Origin of the sequence: Achromobacter sp. NPDC058515, assembly GCF_042721735.1 — a bacterium.
In the GTDB taxonomy this organism is placed as follows: domain Bacteria; phylum Pseudomonadota; class Gammaproteobacteria; order Burkholderiales; family Burkholderiaceae_B; genus Achromobacter.
The window spans coordinates 20992-42750 of the sequence record NZ_JBHXNI010000021.1; the positions used below are offsets into that span (position 1 = coordinate 20992).

General features: G+C 63.7%; 19 protein-coding genes and 1 tRNA gene. 12 read left to right on the forward strand and 8 right to left on the reverse strand.

The genetic code is table 11. The annotated features are described in order from the left end of the window. Positions 1 to 38: 38 nt before the first annotated feature. Positions 39 to 1391, reverse strand: a complete 1353-nt coding sequence (locus ACFWP0_RS26995; protein WP_377847459.1) for an MFS transporter — start codon at positions 1389 to 1391, stop codon at positions 39 to 41. 279 nt (positions 1392 to 1670) lie between these two features. Here ACFWP0_RS26995 and ACFWP0_RS27000 point away from each other — a divergent pair. The 9 genes from ACFWP0_RS27000 to ACFWP0_RS27040 all read left to right on the forward strand — a co-directional run bounded on the left by ACFWP0_RS27000 (position 1671) and on the right by ACFWP0_RS27040 (position 11752). Then, positions 1671 to 1747, forward strand: a tRNA-Pro gene (locus ACFWP0_RS27000). Positions 1748 to 2309: 562 nt separating this feature from the next. Beyond that, positions 2310 to 3776, forward strand: a complete 1467-nt coding sequence (locus ACFWP0_RS27005; RefSeq protein ID WP_377847461.1) for an amino acid permease — start codon at positions 2310 to 2312, stop codon at positions 3774 to 3776. 5 nt (positions 3777 to 3781) lie between these two features. Continuing rightward, positions 3782 to 4774 (forward strand): fimbrial protein, encoded by a 993-nt coding sequence (locus ACFWP0_RS27010; RefSeq protein ID WP_377847463.1) that lies wholly within the window; start codon positions 3782 to 3784, stop codon positions 4772 to 4774. 202 nt (positions 4775 to 4976) lie between these two features. Then, complete coding sequence (locus ACFWP0_RS27015) at positions 4977 to 5519, forward strand: fimbrial protein (RefSeq protein WP_377847465.1); 543 nt, start codon at positions 4977 to 4979, stop codon at positions 5517 to 5519. 100 nt (positions 5520 to 5619) lie between these two features. Further along, a complete protein-coding gene (locus ACFWP0_RS27020; RefSeq protein ID WP_377847467.1) occupies positions 5620 to 6360 on the forward strand; it encodes a molecular chaperone in 741 nt (246 codons plus the stop codon). Positions 6361 to 6440: 80 nt separating this feature from the next. Continuing rightward, positions 6441 to 8846, forward strand: coding sequence for a fimbria/pilus outer membrane usher protein (locus ACFWP0_RS27025; protein WP_377847468.1), 2406 nt, complete (start codon positions 6441 to 6443; stop codon positions 8844 to 8846). Next, the gene (locus tag ACFWP0_RS27030; protein WP_377847470.1) at positions 8837 to 10048 is read left to right on the forward strand and encodes a fimbrial protein; all 1212 of its coding nucleotides are present in this window, start codon (positions 8837 to 8839) and stop codon (positions 10046 to 10048) included. The genes ACFWP0_RS27025 and ACFWP0_RS27030 overlap by 10 nt, the downstream gene beginning before the upstream one ends. An 86-nt stretch (positions 10049 to 10134) precedes the next feature. Further along, positions 10135 to 10521 (forward strand): acyl carrier protein, encoded by a 387-nt coding sequence (locus tag ACFWP0_RS27035; protein ID WP_377847471.1) that lies wholly within the window; start codon positions 10135 to 10137, stop codon positions 10519 to 10521. Between the two features lie 13 nt (positions 10522 to 10534). After that, on the forward strand, positions 10535 to 11752 hold the full coding sequence (locus tag ACFWP0_RS27040; RefSeq protein WP_377847473.1) for a beta-ketoacyl-[acyl-carrier-protein] synthase family protein: 1218 nt from the start codon (positions 10535 to 10537) through the stop codon (positions 11750 to 11752). Between the two features lie 21 nt (positions 11753 to 11773). Here ACFWP0_RS27040 and ACFWP0_RS27045 read toward each other — a convergent pair whose 3' ends face one another. Next, positions 11774 to 12682: a DNA/RNA non-specific endonuclease gene (locus tag ACFWP0_RS27045; protein WP_377847475.1), complete on the reverse strand. Its 909-nt coding sequence runs from the start codon at positions 12680 to 12682 to the stop codon at positions 11774 to 11776. 178 nt (positions 12683 to 12860) lie between these two features. Between ACFWP0_RS27045 and ACFWP0_RS27050 the strand changes: the two genes are divergently transcribed. After that, positions 12861 to 13181 (forward strand): hypothetical protein, encoded by a 321-nt coding sequence (locus ACFWP0_RS27050; RefSeq protein WP_377847477.1) that lies wholly within the window; start codon positions 12861 to 12863, stop codon positions 13179 to 13181. 125 nt (positions 13182 to 13306) lie between these two features. Here the strand turns inward: ACFWP0_RS27050 and ACFWP0_RS27055 are convergent, their stop codons facing one another. Continuing rightward, positions 13307 to 13861 (reverse strand): helix-turn-helix domain-containing protein, encoded by a 555-nt coding sequence (locus ACFWP0_RS27055; protein WP_377847479.1) that lies wholly within the window; start codon positions 13859 to 13861, stop codon positions 13307 to 13309. A 113-nt stretch (positions 13862 to 13974) separates the two neighbouring features. Here ACFWP0_RS27055 and ACFWP0_RS27060 point away from each other — a divergent pair, with 113 nt between their 5' ends. Beyond that, positions 13975 to 14382 carry a hypothetical protein gene (locus tag ACFWP0_RS27060; RefSeq protein WP_377847480.1) on the forward strand — a complete coding sequence of 136 codons (408 nt, stop codon included), beginning with the start codon at positions 13975 to 13977 and terminating at the stop codon, positions 14380 to 14382. Here the strand turns inward: ACFWP0_RS27060 and ACFWP0_RS27065 are convergent. Continuing rightward, the gene (locus ACFWP0_RS27065) at positions 14358 to 15245 is read right to left on the reverse strand and encodes an EAL domain-containing protein (protein WP_377847482.1); all 888 of its coding nucleotides are present in this window, start codon (positions 15243 to 15245) and stop codon (positions 14358 to 14360) included. The genes ACFWP0_RS27060 and ACFWP0_RS27065 overlap by 25 nt on opposite strands. A 272-nt stretch (positions 15246 to 15517) precedes the next feature. On the opposite strand from ACFWP0_RS27065, the gene ACFWP0_RS27070 reads away from it, so the two are divergent. Next, positions 15518 to 17284 carry an ATP-binding protein gene (locus ACFWP0_RS27070; RefSeq protein ID WP_377847484.1) on the forward strand — a complete coding sequence of 589 codons (1767 nt, stop codon included), beginning with the start codon at positions 15518 to 15520 and terminating at the stop codon, positions 17282 to 17284. A gap of 9 nt (positions 17285 to 17293) precedes the next feature. Here the strand turns inward: ACFWP0_RS27070 and ACFWP0_RS27075 are convergent, their stop codons facing one another. The 4 genes from ACFWP0_RS27075 to ACFWP0_RS27090 form a co-directional block, all read right to left on the reverse strand. Then, entirely contained in the window at positions 17294 to 17971 is a 678-nt protein-coding gene (locus ACFWP0_RS27075) for an Hpt domain-containing protein (RefSeq protein ID WP_377847486.1), read from the reverse strand. Positions 17972 to 17990: 19 nt separating this feature from the next. Continuing rightward, positions 17991 to 18623, reverse strand: a complete 633-nt coding sequence (locus tag ACFWP0_RS27080) for a response regulator (protein ID WP_377847488.1) — start codon at positions 18621 to 18623, stop codon at positions 17991 to 17993. 72 nt (positions 18624 to 18695) lie between these two features. Beyond that, entirely contained in the window at positions 18696 to 21095 is a 2400-nt protein-coding gene (locus ACFWP0_RS27085) for an ATP-binding protein (RefSeq protein ID WP_377847490.1), read from the reverse strand. Positions 21096 to 21404: 309 nt separating this feature from the next. Beyond that, a complete protein-coding gene (locus tag ACFWP0_RS27090) occupies positions 21405 to 21746 on the reverse strand; it encodes a hypothetical protein (RefSeq protein WP_377847492.1) in 342 nt (113 codons plus the stop codon). Positions 21747 to 21759: the final 13 nt, after the last annotated feature.

The following is a 21759-nucleotide window of genomic DNA, read 5'->3' on the forward strand; positions in this document are numbered from 1 at the left end:
AAAACGGCGCGCCATCGCGAGGCGCGCCGTTTTGCACTTCAGGGCCGCTGCAGGGCCGGCGAGGCGTCCTGCCTGGGTGCGGCTTGCGGGTTGCCCGCGTAGCGTCCCGGGATCAGCATGACGAAGACCGCCGCCAGCACCGCCGCGCACGAGAAGGCAATGAAGTTCCAGGCCAGCGGCAGTTTCAGCGCGGCCAGGTAGCCGCCGACGATGGGGCCGCTCATCGCGCCGATGCGGGCAAACGACAGCGCCCAGCCCGCCGCGGCGCCGCGGGCATGCGCCGGGTAGTAGCCCGTCAGATAGCCCGTCAGGATCAGCGACGTGGAAATGCTGCCTACTCCGGCCAGCGCCACCCACAAATAGTTCACCACCAGCGAGTTATTGAAGGTGAGGCAATAGATGCCTATCCCGCCGGCCAGAAAGAACAGCGCCACGATCTTGCGCGGTTCGGTCTTGTCGGCGAACTGGCCCAGCAGCAGCCCGCCGATGGCGGACGCCAGGCTGAACACCAGCAGGAAAGAAAGGCTGGATCCGAGGTCATGGCCGTTCTTGCGCATGATCTGCGGCAGCCAGGTGCTCAGGCCATACACCAGCATCAGGCCCAGGAACAGCGCGCCCCAGAAGCACAGGGTGGCGCGCAGGTGGCGGGGCGCAAACACCGCCGCCATCACGTCGCGCCAGGTCGCCTTTTCGCCGGCAACCTCGCGCGGCCGGAAGGACTCCAGCGAGTCGATGCCCAGGCGCTGGGCCTGAGCACGTGCGCCAGCTTCGTCGCCCTTGGACAGCAGGTACTCCAGCGACTCCGGCAGCAGCCGGGCCAGCACCGGCACCAGCAGCAAGGGCAGGGCGCCCACCCCGATCACGGCACGCCATCCCATCTGGCTGAGGAGCGCCATGGCCACTGCCGCGGAGCACAGGATGCCCAGCGAATATCCCGAATACATCACGCCGTAGTTGAAGCCGCGCTTGGCGGGCGGCGAGTATTCGATGGTCAGCGCCGCCGCCACCGGAATCAGGCCGCCCAGCCCCAGCCCGCCTATGAAGCGGAACGCCCCGAACCAGGCGGGCGTGGGCGCCCAGGCCGCCCCGATCATCGTCAGCGAAAACAGGGTGACGCAGGCAAGCAGCATGCGCCGGCGGCCGAGCAGGTCGCTCAGCGTGCCCACGACAAAGGAACCCACGAACATGCCCACGAGCGCGTAGCTGCTCAACAGGCCGAGTTCTATGGAGGTCAGGGTCCAGTTCTTGTCGTCGGCCAGGGCCGGCAGCACGGCGCCCATTACGCCGACGTCATAGCCCTCGAACAGGATAGCCAGCCAGCAGACGAACAGCACGGTATAGGTGGTCCGCGGGGGCGTGGTCCAGGCGGATGGAGCGGAGGCGTTTGCCATATGTTTCCCGATGAGTGTTTTTGCGTTGGGCCGGCGACGCCCGCCGTGGTCGGCGGGAATATCCGGCGTGAAAACAAGGAACATGCAGGGGTCAGGCAGGCAAACGGGCACGGCCGTCCGCCCTCCAGCGGCTATCCTTCGCTGCGCCGGAAGCCACAATTAATTTAGGCTTGAAATATATAGGTGTCAACTAGGGGATTTCCGGGCAAGGCGCTGCGGCGCGCGGCCAAGGCGGGAACAGGCCGGAATGGGCGGGATTCTGGTATAGTTGCCACCCTTCGGGGCGTAGCGCAGCCTGGTAGCGCATCTGCTTTGGGAGCAGAGGGTCGTGAGTTCGAATCCCACCGCCCCGACCAAAAAAAAAGGGTTAGCTCAGTTCATGAGCTAACCCTTTTGTCTTTTGCGCATGCCGCCAGCCAGCCTCGCGGTCTCGCCGCATTTGCGATATTCGGCAATTCATCGCTCGATGACATTATTGCCGCACATTATTTCAAACTAATGCGCGTCTTTGTTTTTCATAATCAAATACGCTGACCTATAACCCGCAAAATATATTAAGCGCGCGCCCGTTCAAGGGCGGCGCTTTGCCTCGCGCGCAGCCCTCGAGTGCCGGCCCTGCTTGATCCGGCGCAAATCGTGACGGGCCAGGTTGATAATTAATCACTCGAATCAACCGCCAGAACTGCAATCAAGCAATTCATCTCCTGAGTGGAACGATATTTTTCCGGCCTTCCATGGCCGGATTTTTTCAATGTCGCCGGGGTGGGATTTTAATAATTCTTCTAAATACATCCCGCACCCCGGTGGATAAAGTCTGGCCTCAAATGGACGCCGCACGTCAGCTCCGGATTGCGGCCTGGCGGCCGAGCTTTGCGGCGGGCTGTGCCCGCCCCACCTCTGGAAAGCGAGTTATTCATCATGAACGCGCTGGGCTACATACAACACAGGGAATCCGGGCTGCCAGCGGTCCTGGGCGGACGGCAGATGTCGATGGTCGCCGTGGGCACGGTCATCAGCTATGGGCTCATTTCCGGAAGCGCTTTCCCGTTGCTGGCTGCCGGACCCGCCGCAGTGCTGGCCTATCTGGCCGCGGCGCTGGTGGCGGTACTGCTGATGGCCTGCCTGAGCGGCCTCGCCAGCGCCCATCCGACTCCCGGCGCGTTTGGGTCCTATGCCGAATGCTATCTGGGGCCGGCCGCGGGATTCATGGTGCGCGCGGCGTATTTCGCTTCGTTCGTGCTGATCATGGGAACGGAAGTGTCGCTGCTTGCTCCGGTGCTGAACGCCTGGCTGCCGCAGGTCCACACCGGGCTCCTGCTTGCCTGCGTGTTCGTGGGGCTAGCCCTGGTAAACCTGCATGGAACAAGAACCTTCGCCCATTGCGAAGTTGCGCTCTCCATGCTCAAAGTCCTCGCCTTGATCGGCCTGATCGGTCTGGCGTGCTATTACGCCGCGTTCGGCACGCCCACACCGCCCCATAATCCCATCGATGCCGTGGCCGCCATCCGGGGCGCGTCGTTTCCCTCTATCTGGCAAGCGTTCATTCTCGCGGCGCTGGGCTACGTCGGCATCGAGTCGCTGGCTGTCGCGGCCGGAGAGGCCAACGTATCCGCGCGGGCGTTGCGGCGCAGGATGCGCGCGACCACCTTGGCCGTCGTGGGACTGACCGTCGCCGCGGTAGCGGCCTCGGCGGCCCTGGTCAACAGCGGCGTGGTGTCCTTGTTCCAGGCGCCCTTCGGCGCCTTGCTCGGATTGACCGCCACGCCATGGCCGCAGACTCTGTTCCGCGCACTGATATTCGTCACGGTTCTATCCGTGCTCAACAGCCAGATGTATTGCGCATCGAGAATGCTGTTCAGCATGGCGCGCGCGGAGCAGGCGCCGTCGGCGCTGGGCCGGTCTTCGGCGCGCGGCCCCTCCCGGGCGGTCATTGCAACGGCAGGGTTGGCCTTCGCCGTATTCCTCGCCGGCGCATGGTTTCCCGTCCAGACCTATCTTGCGTCGACCTCGATCGCGACAACCGGCCTGCTGTTCGTGTGGCTGGCGATCTTCCTCACCTATGGAAGTTACCGCCGTAGCCAGACCGGACGGGCGAATACCCGCAGGGCCAGGCTCAGGGACATCGCAGCGGCGGGGGGCGGTGCGCTGACGGTGGGCACGATAGCGGCATCCACGTGGGCCGCCGAGTCCTTTTCCCTGACGTTGCGCGTAGGCCTTCCCTTCATGTTGCTGCTGTGGCTGACCTATGCGCTGCTCAAGCGCCGCGCATCGCGCCGCGTCCGGCCCGTCGAGCCGACACCGATTCCTTTCCACCGTTGCGCGGGCTCCAGAAACGGAGCGCGGACAAACGCCGTCCGCCTGTGCGCGGATCAACCGACCGGGTGAATTACATGAGCAAGCTGGGCATCTGGGTCGATTTTGAAAGGAAGATTGTGTGCAATGAACTGCGCCGTCAGAACCTCATTTCCTTTCAGGATTGGGTGCATGACGCGAGCCATTGCGCAAAGAGATTCTCGCCGACGAGCTACCTGGGCTATTGCGTCTGGGCGATCCCATGTCTGCGGCTGATGCGCAAGCATCCGCCGTTGGCAGCAAGGCTTGCGGTCGTGGTTCGATGGATGGTCGCTGATCTGAAGTACGAAAAGGGCGTCAGCAAGCAGCCGCACCTGTTAGGACGCATCGTGCGGCGAGGGGTGTTCTGGCCAGGAAACTGGCTCTTGGGTCGTCTTGCGCGCCTGGCTCGGATTGAACCTGGCAATCCTTCCCGTCGAATCCGGATGCAAGCGCCGGGGCGGTCCTTCGGGCCGTCCTCATCATCATTTGTTCCTTCAACTTTGACAGGTCTAAAAGCCATGAAAAAACTCGTCCTCAATGCTCTGATCGCCACCAGCTTCGCGGCAATCACCGGCATCGCGTCGGCCGACACGGGCAATATCTCGTTCCAGGGCGAAATCACGACGTCGCCCTGCACGATTGCCGGTGGCCAGCAAGGCACCGACATGGTGGTTCCGCTGGGGAGCATCTCCAAAAACAACTTCGGCGACATTGGCGAAAGAAGCCCGGCCACGCCATTCGTCATCTCGCTGATGAACTGCGACACCGCCGTTGCGCAGTCGGCCGTAATCGCGTTCCGCGCGGGCGCCGGCAGCGTCATCGACAATCGGCTGCTCAGCCTGGAGAACGGCGCCGGCGCGCAGGGCGTGGCCATCGGCCTGATCGACCAGGCCGGCAATCCGGTGAATGTCGGAGGCACCGCGTTGAACTACAGCCTGATTGAAGGCACCAACAACTTCAATTTCAAGGCGTTCTACGAAGCCACCGATACCGATATTACGGCGGGCCCGGCCAACGGCCGCGCGGTGTTCGAGGTCACCTACTCATAAATTGCCAGCGATCCCGTAGGCGGCGGGCCCGGCTGGCGCCGGGCCCTCTCAAGAAACAGTTTTCATGAACCGCTATGCGAGGCGGTTCGAAGCCGGGCGGGATATCGCACCACTGGGGACCGGCGCCTGCTTTGTCTTGCCTCCAGCCTTCGCAATGTCTGCATTGCGAGCCCGGGGCGCAGCGGATGCGCCGAACGACGATATGAATCTCAAAACTGAAAGCGCCGCCGCGGCCGCCGTTCTCTTGTCCACGGCATGCGCGGCATACGGCCAGGCGGCTACGCTGTCCATCCAGGGGCGCATTACGAGCACGCCATGCACCATTTCGGTGGGCTCGGTTGCCATGGGCGAAGTGCCCATCTCGGAATTCAGCGGGTCGAGTACGCCTGGCCAGAGCTACTGGAAAACTTTCACGGTCACCTTGCAGGATTGCGAGATGTCGACCTTGCAGGCCGCCAGCCTGCGATTCAACGGCACGACGGCGTTCGGAGACGCCACCATTCTTGCGCTGACGCCCGGCGCGGATAACGCGACCGGCTTCGGCGTGCAGGTGCAGACGAGCGATGCGACACACGGTTCCGGCGTCAAGGTCCGCATGGACGGCAGCCAGGCTTACGCCCTCAACGTGCACACGGCCCAGAACACGTTCCAGTTCACCAGCTACTACATCACTGCGCCAGGCGCGACCGAGATCAGATCCGGAGCGGCCAACGCCACCGCGACGATCACGCTGTCGTACTCCTGATTCCGGTCCGGCCCAGTGCCGCCGTGGCCTGGACAAGATGGCCATGCCTGCATTTCCAACCTTCAACCGGGTCGCCTGGAGCGAGCCAGAGGTCAGCCCCATGAACATTCTTTTCCAACGCCTGCTTCCCGCGATCGCCGCGATGGGCGTGTTGAGCGGCGCCGTTGCCGAAGCCGCCGTCCAGCTTTCCACTACGCGTGTCATCGTCAACGAGAAAGACAGGAACGTTTCCGTTTCCGCCAAGAATCATGGCGCCGATCCGTTCGTCGTCCAGGCCTGGATCGATGGCGATTCCGAAGAGATGGAAACGCCCTTCTTCGTAACCCCGCCCTTGAGCCGTTTCGACGGCAAGGCCGAACGCAGCCTCAATATCACGCGAGTGAGCGCAGGCATGCCCGGCGACCGCGAAAGCTACTACTGGTTGAACGTGCTGGAGATCCCGCAGAAGAAGGCGGCCCACACCGATAACAGCCTGACGCTCGCCACGCGCACGCGCATCAAGCTGTTCTATCGTCCCGCCGCGATCCAGCAATTGCCGCGCGGCCCCAGTCTGGCGCAATGGTCGTGGGCGGGCGACGGCAAGCAATGCTGGCTCGCCATCAAGAATGCTTCCGCGTTTACCGTCAACTTTGCGGCCATCGAGATCATGGGCGAAGCCGCGGGCTTTGCCCGCACTGTCGTCGCCAAGCCGCTCGCGACGACGCAGGTTCCGCTCGGCAAATGCCCCAGCGGCGTGATCAAGGCAACGGCGCATGTCGTCAATGACTTCGGCGTGGTTGAAACGTGGCCGGAGGTTGCGGTGCAACCGGAGACCGGTAGTCCGGAGAGGCGCCAGCAGTGAAGCGAAAGTGGAATCGAGCGAGGCCGGGCTTGACGGCAGTCGCGATTCTTGCAGCGTGCGCATCCAGTTCAGCCGGGGAGGTGGGCCGGGAAGCGGCTACCTTCGACAGCAGCTTTTTGCATAAGACCAAGGTCGACCTGTCGGTATTTGCCTACTCGAATCGAACCCTGCCGGGCAGAAAATCGGTAATGATAAATCTGAACCGCCAGACAGTCGGCATGCGTGAAATTGAGTTCACCGCTGTCGAAGGGATGGACGACGCGCAGCCCTGTCTTCCCATTTCCCTGCTAAAGGAGATGGGCGTGAAGGTGGACGCTTTTCCCGCCTTGCAGAAGCTCGACGCCGCCGCGTGCGAAGGCGTACTGAAGGCCTTGCCGTCGGCCGAGACGCGATATGACCAAGACAAGAACGTGCTTGACGTGTCCATCGCCCAGGCTGCGCTGGACCGCCGGGCCCGCGGGACTGTCGCGCCGGAGTTGTGGGACCACGGCGCGACCGCCTTGTGGTCGTCCTACCGCTTGACGCACAACGCCGCCCGTACGCCGGGCGGACAGGGAGGCGGCAGGAACAACAGCACATTTGCCAACTTCCGCAATGGATTGAACCTAGGCGCGTGGCGCCTGCGGGCCAATGGCAGCTATTACGACAGCGCGAAGCAATCGAACTGGGACTGGAGCGATCTGTACGCCGAGCGCGATGTCGCCGCCTGGCGCGGCTGGCTGCGCCTGGGCGACAGTTCGACGCCGGGCAGTATTTTCAAGGCCACGCGCTTGCGCGGGGCGCTCCTGCAATCCGATGACGGGATGCTGCCGGACAGCCAGCGCGGCTACGCGCCGGTCGTTCGCGGCATCGCGCCTTCGAATGCCAAGGTGACCGTGCGCCAGAACGGCCATGCGATCTATACGACGTTCGTGCCTGCGGGGCCGTTCGTCATCGATGATCTCTATTCCACGCCCGGGGGCGGCGACCTCGAAGTCATCATCGAGGAACTCGGCGGACGCACGACGCGCTCCTTTCAGCCGTTCTCGGCGCTGCCGACGATGCTGCGCGAGGGAACCTGGAACTACAGCCTCGCGGCGGGCGAGCATCGCCAGTTGTATCTGGACGAGCGTCCGCTGGTGGCCCAGCTGACCCTGGCGCACGGACTGCCTCTTGGGGTCACGGCCTATGGCGGTTGGACGAGCGCCCAGGGCGCGTACCATGCGGGCGCGGCCGGCCTGGCGTTCAACCTGCGCGAGATGGGCGCGGTGTCCGTCGACCTGACGAGCTCGCGTTCGCAAGGGGCCGCCGGCGTAAAACAGGTGGGCACGGCCGCCAGGGCGCAGTACGCCAAGTCCTTTACCGGGACGGGAACCGATCTGACGCTGGCCGGATACCGGTACAACTCCGACGGCTATCGCAGCCTGGACGACGCCATGCGCGAACGCTCGCGGCGCGACGTGTATACGGGCTACGAGCGGCAGCACGAGTACCAGTTCTGGCTGTCGCAACGGCTTTCGAGGATGGGTTCGTTGTCGTTCAACTATTACGGCATTGCCTATCGGAACGCGCCGCGCAACGCCTCCTTTCTTCAAGTTTCATTCTCCAGCGCCCTCGGCCCGGTGGGCTATGCCCTGAACTACGGCGTCAACAGAAGCCCGTGGCAGGGCCGGGAGTCGACCATCATGCTGACGCTCAGCATCCCGCTGGGCGGCAGGCACAACGCCAGCTATTCGATGAGCCGTGCCCAGGGACAGGGCGCCAGCCACGACGTCAACGTCAGCGGCTCGCTGGCCGACGACTACTCGCTGACGTATGCCGTGCAGGCAGGGGTGACGGACGGTTCGCAAGGCAATGGCAGCCGGGGCTACGCGACGATGGGCTACGCGTCGCCGGTGGGGCTCGCCAACCTGAGCCATGCCTACAACGCCGGCGCCTCCAACACGAACATCGACTTTGCCGGCGCCCTGGTGGTGGACGGCAAGGGCGTGCTGTTCGGCCAATCCATCGGCGAGACGGCCGTCATTGTGGAAGCGCCCGGCGCCGCCGGGGCGGTGGTGGATGCCTATCCGGGAGTCCGCACCAATGGCTCGGGCCGCGCACTGGTGCCGTATGCGACGCCCTATCGGGAAAACCGCATTTCCTTGTCGCCCGATTACGACGATCCCAATGCGACGATCACGGGGAACGTCGCGACGGTCGTTCCGACCCGCGGCGCGATCGTGGTCGCAAAGTTCGAGACCGAGCTCGGGCGCACCACGCTCGTCGTGCTCAAGAACGTCTCGGGGGACGAGTTGCCCTTCGGAGCGGCCATCTACGCCGCCGATGGCGAGCAGCGCGGCATAGTCGGGCCAGTCGGCCGGGCATGGTTGACCGGGCTGCAGGGGGCGAGCCGCTACACGGTGAAGTGGGGCAGTGCGCAGGAGCAGCACTGCTCATTCGAAATCGACGTCTCCGCGGAGCAATCCGGCGCTGCGGACACCCAGGAGGAACTGACATGCGCCTGAGCGCCAAGCTCGTTTCTTGTGTGGATCTTGGCCGGGCCGCGCCAGGCCGGGCCGCGCCAGGCCGGGCCGCGCTAGGCCGGGCCGCGCCGCGCCGCCGATTGGCGAGGCTGTGCCTCGCGCTGTCGGCCGCCGCGGCCGGGATCCATACCGCCGTTGCGGGGCCGCTGGATGCGCGCGCATCCAGCTGCTCGATCAACTCGGGCGGCCCGGGGCCTAGCGGCACGCGCTACGCGGCGTTTTCGGGCTATCAATTCTCACTGAACTCGGGAAGAGACTCATTTGCCACGCCTGCGCAGGCCACGCAAGGCGATTTGCTGTTTGCGGTGGAGCAAGGGCTGCCCACCTTAACCGGGGGGGATCAGGGCAAGGTGGCGCCCCTGTATAACTGCCCTCCGGGAATGATGGAGTACTTCAATGGCAACGGGGACCTGATCGCCGGCACCGACATTTTCCGCACCAATATCGCGGGTATCGGCTATCGCGTCTTCTACTATCTGAACAGCCAGGGCTACGCGACTGCGCCGGTGGCTTACTTCAACGAGTACGCGAACGGCGTGCTGGTGTTTCCGTTCGATCACCCGGGTTTTGGCCCAAATACCAAGACCCGGATCGAAATCGTCGCTACCGGGGAACCGATAGGCACCGGGATCTTGAACGCGAGCCGCATCTACGCCCAGGTCTCCGTGAGCTATACGGGCGGCCCGATGCCCCCGGGGGGCATGTACCGGGTGGCATTGTCGCGCAACGTGACGATCACCCGCCCGACATGCAGCGTGACCAACCAGGACGCGTTGAGCCTGACGCTGCCTGACGCCACGCTATCCGCGTTGAAAAGCGGCAGCGCCGGCGAGGTGAAATCGACCGATCTTCTGGTGACCTGCGGCGGCGCGAGCATGGCGGCGCCCAGCCTGTCGATTTCCGGCGCCACGGTCAGCGGCTATCCGGCAACGCTGGCGAATCAGAACACGACGACCGCGGGCGCCAAGGGGGTTGGAGTCAGGCTGTGGATCCACGACCCGCAAACCGGGGACTTCCGCCAGCCGGCCATGGGGCTGGCCGAGAGCAGCCTCGGCACGGCGGTGGGGGCCCTTCCCACGGCGACGTGGTCGTATCGCGTCGGCGCAAGCTACCAGCAAGTCGAGTCCACCCCGACGGCCGGGGCTGTGCGCGCGACAGCGACGCTGACCTTCACATACAGCTGACGGGCAATGGGCGCTTCCACCACCGCCGCCGCGCTTGCGGGCTGGATGCGGCCATTGTCAGTCCTATTTTTTTTGGAAATCCGATCATGCAAACCCAGCCGACAACGCCAGTCCTTCCGGACCCCGCAATCCTGCGCGAAAAGCTCGCAGGCATCATCGCCAATGTGTGCCGGTGCGAGCCGGCGCCTCTGCTCGAAGACCAGGAGTTTTCCGCCGTCATCACGCAGTTCGACTCCCTCGCCATACTCGAGATCCTTCTCGAGATCGAAACCGAATTCCATATCCAGACCGACGACATGCTGCCCACCGACCATGCGGTCGGCGCGCAGGAAATCACGAGCATCTTTCCCAATAATCTCTCCGCGCTGATCGCCTATATGCACGCAGTCGTCGAACGCTTGGCCGCAGGGCCCGCGCAGGGCAGCGTGGCGGCGCGCGTGGCGCTTGCAGAGGCCCGGCGGGCCAAGGGCTGACAAGGAAACTTCCATGATGGAACGCAAAAAAGTCGTCGTCACCGCCATCGGCATGGCGACGCCCGTGGGCGGTACGGCCGGAGAGACTTTCGACGCCCTGATTGAGGGCAAGTGCGGCGTGGCTGAGCTCCGCGACAGCGGCATCGGGCGGCGCGTGGGCTATGTGCGGGCGGATATCGCCCCAGGCGTGCATCCGGCGCAGGCACGCATGATGGACCGGGTTACGCTGATGGCGCAGCACGCGGCGGGCGAAGCCATGGCGCTGGCTGGCCTGGACGACATGCAGAAGGCCAGTTGCGGCGTCTTCGTGGGGACCGGAATCGGTGGCGTGTCCATCCTGTGCGAGGCGGTCGAGGCATACCATGGCATTGTCCCGAAACGGCCGGTGCTGGTGGTGCCCGCCGCCATGCCGAATGCGCCGGCGGCGCATATCGCCCAGCAGCTCAAGTCCGTGGCGGAGGCGCAGACCTACACGACCGCCTGTTCGGCGGGGGCGGTCGCCATCGGCGAGGCCTTCCGCCGCATTCGCGACGGCTACCTGGACATCGCGCTGGCGGGCGGCGCGGAGGCCATGCTGACCCCGACCATCATGGCGGCCTGGACGCAGCTGCATGTGCTTTGCGCGGATCCCGAAGACGGCGAAGAGGGAGGCTGCCGGCCGTTCAGCCACCGGCGCACCGGATTCGCCCTGGCCGAAGGCGCCGCGATGCTGGTGCTGGAGTCGGCGGAGCACGCCGCTGCCCGCGGCGCCGCGCCCATCGCCGAGATCTGCGGCTATGGCGTCAGCAACGATGGCACGCATCCCTTGCGCCCCGACTCCGAGGGCCAGGCGCTGGCGATGTCGCGGTGCCTGGCCGACGGCGGCCTGTCGTCCGGGCAAGTCGACTATCTCAACGCGCACGCCACCGGCACGCTGGTGGGCGACCGGATCGAGACCGCGGCGATCAAGCGGGTGTTCGGCGTACACGCGCTCACCCTGCCGGTCAGCAGCATCAAGGGCGCGATCGGACATGCGATCGGCGCGGCCGGCGCAATCGAAGCGGCGGTGACGGCGATGGCGGTGTCTCGCGGAGTCGTGCCGCCCACGCTGTTTTTTGAGCGCGGCGATGACCAATGCGACCTGGACTACGTGCCGGGAACGGCGCGAGTCCTGCCCGCGCTGAAGCTGGCGGTGAGCAATTCCTTTGGCATGGGCGGCAACAACGCCGTGCTGGCGTTTCGCAAGACTTGAACTTTCGGAAAGGCCTTTGCGCTATCGGGCCGGCGGCAGCAGTTGCATCCCCGTGCGCCGCACGAACTCTTCATAGGTGATCGGCGCTCCCGCGTTCGTGTGCGCGCTGTTCGCCTGCCAATGGACCCACGAGCGTCCCGTCGTCGCGTCGTAAACGAGCTTGTAGATGTGGCTGGGCACGGCCACGCCTGACCCGATCTCCTTCGGCTTGTCCCCATAGAACGGCCCCGTGAAGACGTAGACGTCGCCCGGGGCGCGCATCACGTACTTCCTGGTGTCCTGCTCGATACTGCTCCAGGGGCCGGCGTTATGCGTCTGGTCCTGGGGAATCATGTTGGCCAGCGAGAAGCTCTGCGCCATGGCTTCGCGGGTGGACATGTCCCCCGCCGGCGCCATGTGCCCGCGCGAGTAGCCCGAGCCCCGGTAGTCGACCAGCTCGGCCCGCTCGGCGCGAGGCACGCGCGCCTCGGCGTAGAACTTGTCCGCCCGCTGCATCCCCTGAGCCTGCGCCAGCATTTTCCGGTTCAGGCGCTCCGCGACAAAGACCGGGGTCTTCGTCTGGCCGTTGTGCAAGATGGCGAATGTTGAAAAGCACAGTTCGCGCAGCGCCTGGCTGGCGGGAACGATGGGCGGGCTTTCCTTGGGAAAGAACTGAGGGCAATCCGCGAATCTCGTGTGGGCAAATCCGCCGGCCGGCGCCGCCGCGGGCGCATATTGCTCCTGGGCTGGCCATCCCAGGCGCGCCAGAATGTCTTCTGGCGAAAAATGAACCCGCCACTGCGGGTTCAGCGCGTAGGTGGCCGCGCCAAAGCTTGCAAGCGAGGTAAGGGCGAACGTACGCAGGAATCGATAAATGCGGCCGGCCTGTGTGGCGGAGGTCTTGCGTACCGGGGTTCTTTTTCTGGGGGCTGATTTCTTCGCGCGCGTCATGCTGCCTATGTGTTGCGGGCCGGCGCATCTGCGCGTCCGGCACGTCGACGGATTGTAGATGACTACCGGCAGGGACGCTGCGGCGCTCTGAAGGGTATTCTATGGTCGCCCGCTTTCTCGGGCTCGCAAACACAGCAGCCGCGCATGGCGGCTCACAAGATCGGGGATTTGGATGAGAATGCCGTTGCTTTTCGTGGCCGCCATCGTGACTGGCTGCGCCGCCACCAGCTCAGGGGATTTGATCAGCCAGGCCAAGGTAGAGGCCATCAGGATCAACGTCACCACCTTTGACGAGATGGCCCGCGACTTCGGACCGCCACGATCCCAGTACGTCGACGGGCAGGGGCTCCGGACCGCCACCTGGTTCTACTTCAATAACAGCGAATTCGGGGCGGCGCAGGACCAGCGGACCCTGACGGTGGTCTACAACAAGGACGGCACGGTGAAGGACTACATCAATTCCTCCGCCGGTGCGAAGGACGCTAAGCCCGTCCGATAGCGCAGTGGGACACGGAGCGCCGGCCGGCATGAAGCCGCCCCGAGGCCGTTTCCGCAAGCCGGGTCGGCGCACTGCCGAGCCATGTCGCGGAGCTCAAGAATTGAGCTCGCCGGAGGAAGGTCCGCCTATCGCAGGATCTCGGGGCGCTCCTGCCGCTCCGATGCGACGCTCTGGGCTTTAAGCAATTGCCACGGCTTGACATGCAGCGCTTTGGCCAATGCTCCAACCGTCCACTCGCAAAGCATGACGTCGCCATGGTCAAAGGCTGTCAGTGTGGTCGTGTTCATGCGCGTGCGGTTGTGCAGCGTCTGCATTGAAAGCCCGCAATAGTTGCGCCAGGCGCGCAGGGCGCTGGCGCGGCATTCAACTATGGCCTTGTAGACGGGATCAGGCAGCGCCACGCCGGTGCTGAACATGGGCTGCGCCTTGACGGTGGTCAGCATGGCGGGTTGAGGCGGAACCACCGGCACGATATCCACGTTGAGAGGAAAGTGCCGCGCGGACAGGGCTGATTTCATACGGGAGAAGGGCAGCATGATCAATTCCACAAAGCTTTGTTCAACAAGAATGTGGGCGAGCGGGGGGCGCGAATATGCGAAATTTCCCAATTTCTTTGAAGAAGTTTCCGACGCTGGGCCTTTGGGGGCTGCTTGCGCCGGCGCGGAGAATTTTCCGATCATTCTGTCGGAAGTTTCGTCAGGGATGAGGGACGGTAATCGCTGCAAACTTGTGACGTCATAACGCCTGGGGCGTCGGTTTTCGGCACAACGGCGGTGGAGATGAGGAGAACACAATGATGGCCCGTACGTTGATAATTACCGACAGGCTTGTCTCTTATCTCGAGTTCCAGCAGAAACTGCGGCAACACCCCGAGCCGGACGTTTGGCTTGTCGAGGCACGGGATCTGCGCTTCTTCGAGCACGAGACATATTCGCAGTCGCCCGAATTGGTGTTGCTGGATGTCGCCGCGAACGCCACTCGAAGCCTGGCCGCGACAGTGCGGGCGCGTGCTCTTTTTCCCAATGCGAAGATTGCAGTCCGGGCGGCGCGTCCGTGGGAGAACTTTGCCCGCCTTGCGATGCTAGCGGGCGCCCAGGGCGTCATCGACGCTTCGACCTATGGCAGCAAGAAGGACTTGTTCCGCCTGATCGATTCCATCCTGGCTGAAAATCTGATCTATCGCATGGACGCAAGCGAATGACGCGGGCCTCTTGTCGTTGCCGGATGGGGCTGCCATGCATGCGTGGATGGAGCCGGCGCGGCGTGTTTGGACTCCGCATCCACGAACGAGATCAACTGGGCTAGCGGCATGGGGCGCCCGAGCAGATAGCCCTGGCCATGATCGCATCCCAGCGCGCGCAACGTCAGCAGTTCGGCTTCAGTGGAAATTCCCTCCGCTATCACCCGCCAATCCATCCGTTTACCCAGCGCCAATGCGAAGCGCACGCATTCAAGCGCCACCAGGTTGTCATTGACGTGGGCGATCAATTTTCGGTCGAGCTTGAGTTCGTCGATGTCCAGACCGATAAGAATATCGAGGTTCGCGTGGCCCGTGCCAAAGTCGTCCAGGGCTACCGCGCAGCCCCAGCTCCGCAGTTGCGTGAGCGCGGCGCGCAAGGCAGGCTGATTCTCCACGGGCGAGTCCTCGGTCAGTTCGATGCGCAGCAGCGACGGATCTACGCCGCGGCGGTCGGCCTCAGCGCGCAGGAACGCCAGACTGAGCGGATCCGCCAATGTGAGGGCGCACGCATTGACTGAGATGGGAATGCGGATGCCTGCTGTGTCCAGCGAGCGCGCGGCATCAATAGCCTGCGCGCAGACGCGTTCAAAGAGGGCCCGCTGCAATCCCAGTCGGCGAATTGCAGGCATGAACGTGGCTGGCGCGACGTCGCCCAGTTCAGGATGGCGCCACCGCGCCAGCGCTTCCGCGGACACGATGCGACCGCTGCGCAAATCGACCTGAGGCTGAAAGGCCAGACGCAAGGGCGATCCGTCCCGTAGCAGGCCCGGGATCTGGTGATCACCGACGAGGCCGGTTTGGGGGAAGTGGGCCGGGGGCGTCATGACGGGCATTCCTTGAGTTGGAGCTTCGGTCGATTGCTGGGACTGTACCCAAAGGGCAGGCCACTGAATGTGGGAAATTTCACATTGAGGGCGCGCGGCATCTGTAGGAAATTTCCTCATTTCAATCAGACGTTTCCACACCATGGCGGAGTTGGGGGGGACTAGATTGGATCGGTTATCTTCTCTTTCCTCAGTTGCTCCATTTCATGGTACTTCCACCGCTTCAGCCTGATTGCGTAGTAGGTGCTCCCCAGCTCCGGCGGTTAGGAAAGATGGCGGCTGGCTGCGCGATACCCGCCTGCGCGCTGGCGGCAGGCGCAATAAATCTGTTTGCCGACACACTGGCGAGCGTTTGGGTGAAGCTGACTTCGCTGGTGTGCCTCGGCGGCTTTCTGGCGGCGGTGGTCGCATTGCTGTTGCTGCGGCGCAAGGCCCGCCAGCACTCGCGGTCGGAAGAAAAACTGAAGGATCTACTGGCGTTTCAGGTGGGCGTGCTGGACGCGATCCCTCAGCCCATCGCATTGCGCGATACCAACCTCAACCTCGTGGCTTGCAATAGCGCCTTCCAGCGCATGCTGATGCAGCCCAAGCCTGCCATGGCGTCGACCACGCTCGAGGACGCGGTTAAGTTGCTGGGATGCGACTTGGAGCTGTCCATGATCGAAGCGGACTACCGGCAGGTCATGGCCTCCGAACTGCCGCTGTCGAAAGACCGCGAGTTCCACATCGGCGGCCGGGAAATGACCGTGCAGCACTGGATGGAGCCATTGCGCAATGCCCGTGGAACGGTGGTCGGCGTGGTGAGCGGCTGGATGGACATCACCCAACGTCAACGCGTGTTCAAGGAGCTGGCTATTGCGAGGGATCGCGCCGAAAGCGCGAACCGCACCAAGACAACCTTTCTGGCGTCCGTCAGCCATGAGATCCGTACGCCGATGAACGCCGTCATGGGAATGCTGGAACTGACCTTGGCGCGTTCCGACCTGCCGATCGATGAGCGAGGGCAACTGACGACCGCGCATCATGCGGCCAAGTCGTTGTTGGCCCTGATCGATGATCTGCTGGATCTCTCCAAGATGGAGGCCGGAAAATTCCAGTTATTGCCCAAGCCGACGAACCTGTATGAACTGGTGGAAGAAGTCGTGGGTATATTCCGGCCAATCGCCGCCAGCAAGGGCGTGGCGCTGATATTGAGCCTTGACGTTCCTGACGGACAGTCCAGTATGCATAATGTGGATCCATTGCGTCTGAAGCAGGTGATGAACAACTTTGTGTCCAATGCGATCCGGTTTACCGAGCACGGATCGGTGCATGTTTGCCTGCATGCCGACCCGGTGGTGGACGACCGGCAATGGATTGCGTTCACCGTAAACGATACCGGCGTTGGCATACCCGCCAGCGCGCTGGCTACCCTGCTGCAGCCCTTCGTTCAGGTGGAGCAGACGTTGCCAGCGTCCGACCGGGGTACAGGACTGGGCCTGTCCATCTGTGACCGCCTCGTGACGAAAATGGGCGGAACCATACAGATAGAGAGCGAATTGGGGGTCGGCACGGTCATGACGGCGCGCCTGCCGCTACCGCTGACACAGACATCGAAAAATGAGACGCGCAGTGTGGCGCCTGCCGCGTCCTCACTGCCTGAGGTCGCTGGTCTGCATGTGCTGGTGATTGACGACCACGCGTCAAATGTACTGCTGCTGCAGCGGCAGTTGCAGAAGCTAGGGCACGAAGTGGCTTTCGCGGGTAACGGCCGCGATGCGCTGGCCTTGGTGGACCGGCAGGTCTTTGACCTGATCGTATGCGATTGCGCCATGCCGGTGATGGATGGCTGCATGTTCGCCCAAACGCTGCGCGAACGCACAGATGCTGCGGCGAGATTGCCGATTCTGGGGTACACAGCGGGCGCGCATGAGGCCGAGGTCGAGCGGGCACGGGCCGCAGGCATGACTGAAATATTGATAAAACCCGTGGATATGGGCACGCTGCAGCGGGCGATTGCCACGGCCTTGCGCGAGCATGCCCAAGGTCGGCCGCATTGAACTCCCCGCTCAGGATGCTGTTCGCAGGCTGCGTAGTACGTCGCAGAGCCGCTGTACGGCGGGTGTGAAAATCACGTTGAGGCGCTCCACGACGGAGCCGGCCTCGCTGCGGGAGGCCAATTCGATGCGTTCGCATACGCGCGTCAACGATATGCAGCCCGCCATGCGGGCGGTGCCCTTGATGCGGTGCGCCAGCGACCCGGCCGCGGCCCAGTCGCCCTCCAGGCAGCGCGCCTGATAGGCAGCCAGGTCGGCCTCGCCGGTGCTGAGGAGGCTGTCGATCAATTCCGAGACGATCGCCTGGTCGCTATCGACAAGGTCATGGATCGCGCCTTTGATGGCGGCGCATTCGGCGTCCGCCGGCAAGCGGTAGCCGGCGTCCAGCAACGCCCGGAGCAGCGCCTCCTCCGTCGCGGGTGGCTGCAGGACCGCCTGCACTCCCTGGATCGGCGTGCCCGATGCCGAGACCGCAAGCCGGATAGGTGCGGCTGCGATGCCCGCAGGCATGGGACGCGCCAGCGCGTCGATCGCGTCCTCGTCCAGCAGCAACACTTGCGGGAACGCTTGATCGGGGGCGATAGCCGAGACGCTTGGCCGCGTCTCTACCCGCAGACCCAGGCCATTAAGCTTGCTGGCAAGTTCCTGCAGCGAGCCTTGTCGTCTGCCGATGATCAATGCGAGGTTCATCAGATGTTTGACCGCGAGCTCACGGTGCAATATGGCATTGTCGGGCGAAATCGACGAGTTCCAACAAGGATTGCACTTCCAACTTTCCCATGATCCGTGTCTTGTGGGTGCTGACGGTCTTGTTGCTGATGAAGAGCGCATCTCCAATTTCCTTGTTGGACATGCCGCGCGCCAGCATCTGCATGATCACGATTTCCTTGTCCGACAGCCGGTTCAGCTTGTCGACATTCTGGGCGACGCGCTCCAGGCGCGGCGCCTGCGGCCCTTCGGCATTGGGGAACACGGTATAGCCGGCCAGGATGGCCTCGACGCAATGGATGATCTCGGAAATCTCCTGCGTCTTGCTGACATAGCCATTGGCGCCGGCTGCTTTCGCCCGGGGCGCGAAGACGGGCTGGTCCTGGCCAGATACGACCAGAATGCGGATGGATGGCTGAATTGCGCGGATACGCGGAATCACATCCAGTCCATTGATTTTCGGGATATCGATGTCCAGGACGACCAGACCGGGAGCTGAATCCTTCACGATCTGTATCGTGGCCTGTCCGTTATCAGCTTCCAGAATGCCCGTCACCCCCAAAACTTGCGATAGATGCGTCTTCAGCACCAGGCGCAAGGAGGGGTGGTCATCAACGATAAGTACAGTAGTCACGAGCGGTTCCATCCGTTGAGCGACAATCGCATGCGCAGGCAGCGCAGGCAGCGCAGGAGCGCCGAAAGCGCGTCAAAACTCTTCATCTGTCCATTTTTCTATACATTCCCGCAAAGTCGACAGATTCACGGGCTTGACCAGGAAATCATTCATGCCCGCGTTGCTGGAACGCTGCAGATAGTCGGGCGATACGTCCGCACTGAGCGCCACCACGGGCAGGTCGCGTATGCCGGTATCGGCCAGCGCGCGAATCTGGCGCGTCAGTTCGAAACCGTCCATGCCGGGCAAGTGGCAATCTGTGATGATCAGGTCATAACGCGTTTGCTTCAGCAGTTGCAGCGCCTTCGGGCCGTCGGCGACGACGTCGGATGCCGCCCCCAGCCTTTCCAGCAAATTCCGGATCACGATCTGATAGGGCAAATGGTCCTCCACGACGAGGATGCGCCGCAAGGGCCGCGTTGGCGGGCTCTCCGGCAAAGCGGCCGGAGCTCCAGCGCCAAGCTGCGGTGGCTGCAACGCGGTGAGACACACTCTCTTGAAGTCCATCCATCGGATCGGACCGCTGCCCAGACAGGCAGGCGCGGGCAGGCCTTGCGAATCCGCGAACGGGTGGCGGACCAGGGCAATGACGGTTCCTGGGCGCGCCGGCGCCGCCCCCACGATTGGGGCGTCCGTGATTCGAAGGTCCGCGCTATCGGCCGCAGGGACGATCGAGAGGCCAAGGGTCCCCGCGTACTCCCGCAGGCAGGCTTCGTCCTGCGCCCTGTGCACCGACAGGGACAGGCTGCGGCCGAAGAGAGACGGGTTCGGTTCTGAAGGGCGCGATACGTGCAACGGCAGGCGCACCTCGAATACGCTGCCCTGGCCTTCCTGGCTGTCGAGCCGGATATCGCCCCCCAGCAGGCGGGCCAGGCGCAGGCAGATCGCCAGCCCCAGGCCGCTGCCGCCGTACTGGCGGGCAGTGGACGCATCGGCTTGCACGAATGGCTGGAACAGGCGGCGCTGCGTGTCTGCAGATATACCGATGCCGGTGTCCGCGACCGTGATCGACAGGGATTGCCGCGCGCGGTTTTCGCTGTTCCCGTCCGAGGGGAGATCGACGGCCACCGCGATGCCTCCCGCCGGAGTGAACTTGATCGCGTTTCCCACCAGGTTCAGGATAATCTGCTTGATGCGCACCGGATCTCCCACGAACTCTTCGGCTACGCCGTGCGCGACGCGCAGGTCGAACGTCAGCCCCTTGTCGCGGGCGCCGGTCGAGAAGATGCGCAGTACCTGATCGAGCAGCTCCCGCAGTGAAAACGGAATGGCCTCGAGCCCTAGCTCGCCCGCGTCCAGGCGGGAGAAATCGAGGATGTCTCCTATTATTTCCATCAGCAGGCGCGACGCGTTATCGGCCAGTTCCACATGCTGGCGCTGCGCGGCATTCAACGGCGAGTCGCGCAGCAGCTCCAGCGCGCCCACGGTCGTCGCCAGCGGCGTGCGGATTTCATGGCTCATGGCGGCGAGAAACCGCGCTTTGGCGTCGGCATTGGCTTCCGCGGCCGCCTTGGCGCGGCTCAGCGCCAGCCCGTCGCAGTGCTCTTGCGTCACGTCGATCAGATAGCCGTTCCATTCCGTCGTGCCGTCGCCGCAGCGGCGTGGCACCGCGGTACCGATGCGTACCCATCCATCATCATTCAGGCGGTGCACTTCCAGGTCGATCTGGATCGATGTGCCGTTGGCTCGCGATTCATCCATCGCAGCGCGGGCGGCGGGCCAATTGGATTCCAGGACATTGGGTAGCTCCTCCCCGCCGGACCTGTTGCGTCCGTAGCCCGCCGGCAGGCGCAGGAAGCGTTCCGTGCGGCCCACGAAGTAAGGGAACCAGCGGTGTCCGCCGATTTCCTCGCGAATCCGGAAAAAAGCCATGGGCAGCGTCTCGACCAAGTCTTCGACGGTGTCTTTGATTTCGCGAGCTTCCCGCTGGGCCGAAACTCGGTCGGTGATGTCGACCAAAGCCATCAACGCCCCGTTTCGCGAGTCCTTGCCGGCATAGAAGGGCTGCACGATCAGCAGGCCATCGATGGCGCGCCCATTGGCGGCGCTCACCTTGACGATTTCGGTGATGGCCCGATCCGTGGCCACGCATTGCGCGGCGAATCCCTCCAGCTGCGCGCCCAGCGATCCGGCTACGCCCTGCATGGAACTGGCCTTGGCGCCGATCAGGCGGCTTCGATCCATCCCTATTGCTTCCTCGAACGCCTGGTTCACCGCGAGGTAGCGGTGCATCCCATCCAGCGCGGCGATCAGCGTCGGGGTTGCATCAAGCAGGCGGGTCTGCAGGTCTGCGGATGCCTCTGCCGCTTGCGAATGGTCCCGCAGTCTTCTGGCCTCGCCCAGAATGCCCCGGGCGAAGTACAGAACGAACACGGCGCCAAGCAGCAAGACTGCTGCACCGATCAGGAGGGCTTCCAGATAGGTCGACGGCATGGGCCTGGAGCGCTCCGTTCAGATGTTTGCGGCATTCTCATTGCCGACGCCTGGTTCCCGGCAAGACATATTCACGCCTGGCGTGAGCCCACAGCGAATAGTGAGGTAACTCGGATTGGGCAGGGCCTCGCTGCTAAAGCACTGCGAGTCTCCCCGAAGTATGAGACAGATGACCGGAAGAATCTGTAGGAAATTTCCGAGTCGGAGTTATCACTGTACTTTCGGGCGACCAACGCAGGCTAAGTCAGGTTGCTTAGTACTACAGCACTGAATAGAAGTATTTGCTTGCTGTATGTGTAACGTTTTTTTTTAGTGCGCGGCCGAAGGCTTCAGCGTGTTCGCCCTTATCCGCTCGGACCGTTCGCGCTGTTCCCTGCGTATGGGGATGCAATCCACCAGCAGCGCTTCCTCGCCGGTCCGCAGGTCTATCACCCTTGTGGCGCGGTAGAGGTCGCTGGGCGGCCCCCGGTCCAAGCAGGCGCGCTTTGCGCCGGAGGTCGCCCGGAAGAACTCGGGAACGCCCTGGTAGTTCGGATGCGGCACGCTCCATTTGCCGCTCATGTCCTGCGTCTGGACCACGTACTGCGCGCAGGCCGCGCCGGTCCATAGCAAGGCGGCGAGCGCGCAGGCGGCGCCAAAGGCGGATCTCATGGCCGGCATCCCT

Bases quoted from the DNA above. Each gene is read 5' to 3' on its own strand.
- ACFWP0_RS26995 (WP_377847459.1), bottom strand. From the start codon at position 1,391: ATGGCAAACGCCTCCGCTCCATCCGCCTGGACCACGCCCCCGCGGACC.
- ACFWP0_RS27040 (WP_377847473.1), top strand. From the start codon at position 10,535: ATGATGGAACGCAAAAAAGTCGTCGTCACCGCCATCGGCATGGCGACG.
- ACFWP0_RS27085 (WP_377847490.1), bottom strand. From the start codon at position 21,095: ATGCCGTCGACCTATCTGGAAGCCCTCCTGATCGGTGCAGCAGTCTTG.
- ACFWP0_RS27065 (WP_377847482.1), bottom strand. From the start codon at position 15,245: ATGACGCCCCCGGCCCACTTCCCCCAAACCGGCCTCGTCGGTGATCAC.
- ACFWP0_RS27005 (WP_377847461.1), top strand. From the start codon at position 2,310: ATGAACGCGCTGGGCTACATACAACACAGGGAATCCGGGCTGCCAGCG.
- ACFWP0_RS27090 (WP_377847492.1), bottom strand. From the start codon at position 21,746: ATGAGATCCGCCTTTGGCGCCGCCTGCGCGCTCGCCGCCTTGCTATGG.
- ACFWP0_RS27010 (WP_377847463.1), top strand. From the start codon at position 3,782: ATGAGCAAGCTGGGCATCTGGGTCGATTTTGAAAGGAAGATTGTGTGC.
- ACFWP0_RS27070 (WP_377847484.1), top strand. From the start codon at position 15,518: ATGGCGGCTGGCTGCGCGATACCCGCCTGCGCGCTGGCGGCAGGCGCA.
- ACFWP0_RS27015 (WP_377847465.1), top strand. From the start codon at position 4,977: ATGAATCTCAAAACTGAAAGCGCCGCCGCGGCCGCCGTTCTCTTGTCC.
- ACFWP0_RS27035 (WP_377847471.1), top strand. From the start codon at position 10,135: ATGCAAACCCAGCCGACAACGCCAGTCCTTCCGGACCCCGCAATCCTG.
- ACFWP0_RS27030 (WP_377847470.1), top strand. From the start codon at position 8,837: ATGCGCCTGAGCGCCAAGCTCGTTTCTTGTGTGGATCTTGGCCGGGCC.
- ACFWP0_RS27050 (WP_377847477.1), top strand. From the start codon at position 12,861: ATGCCGTTGCTTTTCGTGGCCGCCATCGTGACTGGCTGCGCCGCCACC.
- ACFWP0_RS27060 (WP_377847480.1), top strand. From the start codon at position 13,975: ATGATGGCCCGTACGTTGATAATTACCGACAGGCTTGTCTCTTATCTC.
- ACFWP0_RS27075 (WP_377847486.1), bottom strand. From the start codon at position 17,971: ATGAACCTCGCATTGATCATCGGCAGACGACAAGGCTCGCTGCAGGAA.
- ACFWP0_RS27020 (WP_377847467.1), top strand. From the start codon at position 5,620: ATGAACATTCTTTTCCAACGCCTGCTTCCCGCGATCGCCGCGATGGGC.
- ACFWP0_RS27045 (WP_377847475.1), bottom strand. From the start codon at position 12,682: ATGACGCGCGCGAAGAAATCAGCCCCCAGAAAAAGAACCCCGGTACGC.
- ACFWP0_RS27055 (WP_377847479.1), bottom strand. From the start codon at position 13,861: ATGATCGGAAAATTCTCCGCGCCGGCGCAAGCAGCCCCCAAAGGCCCA.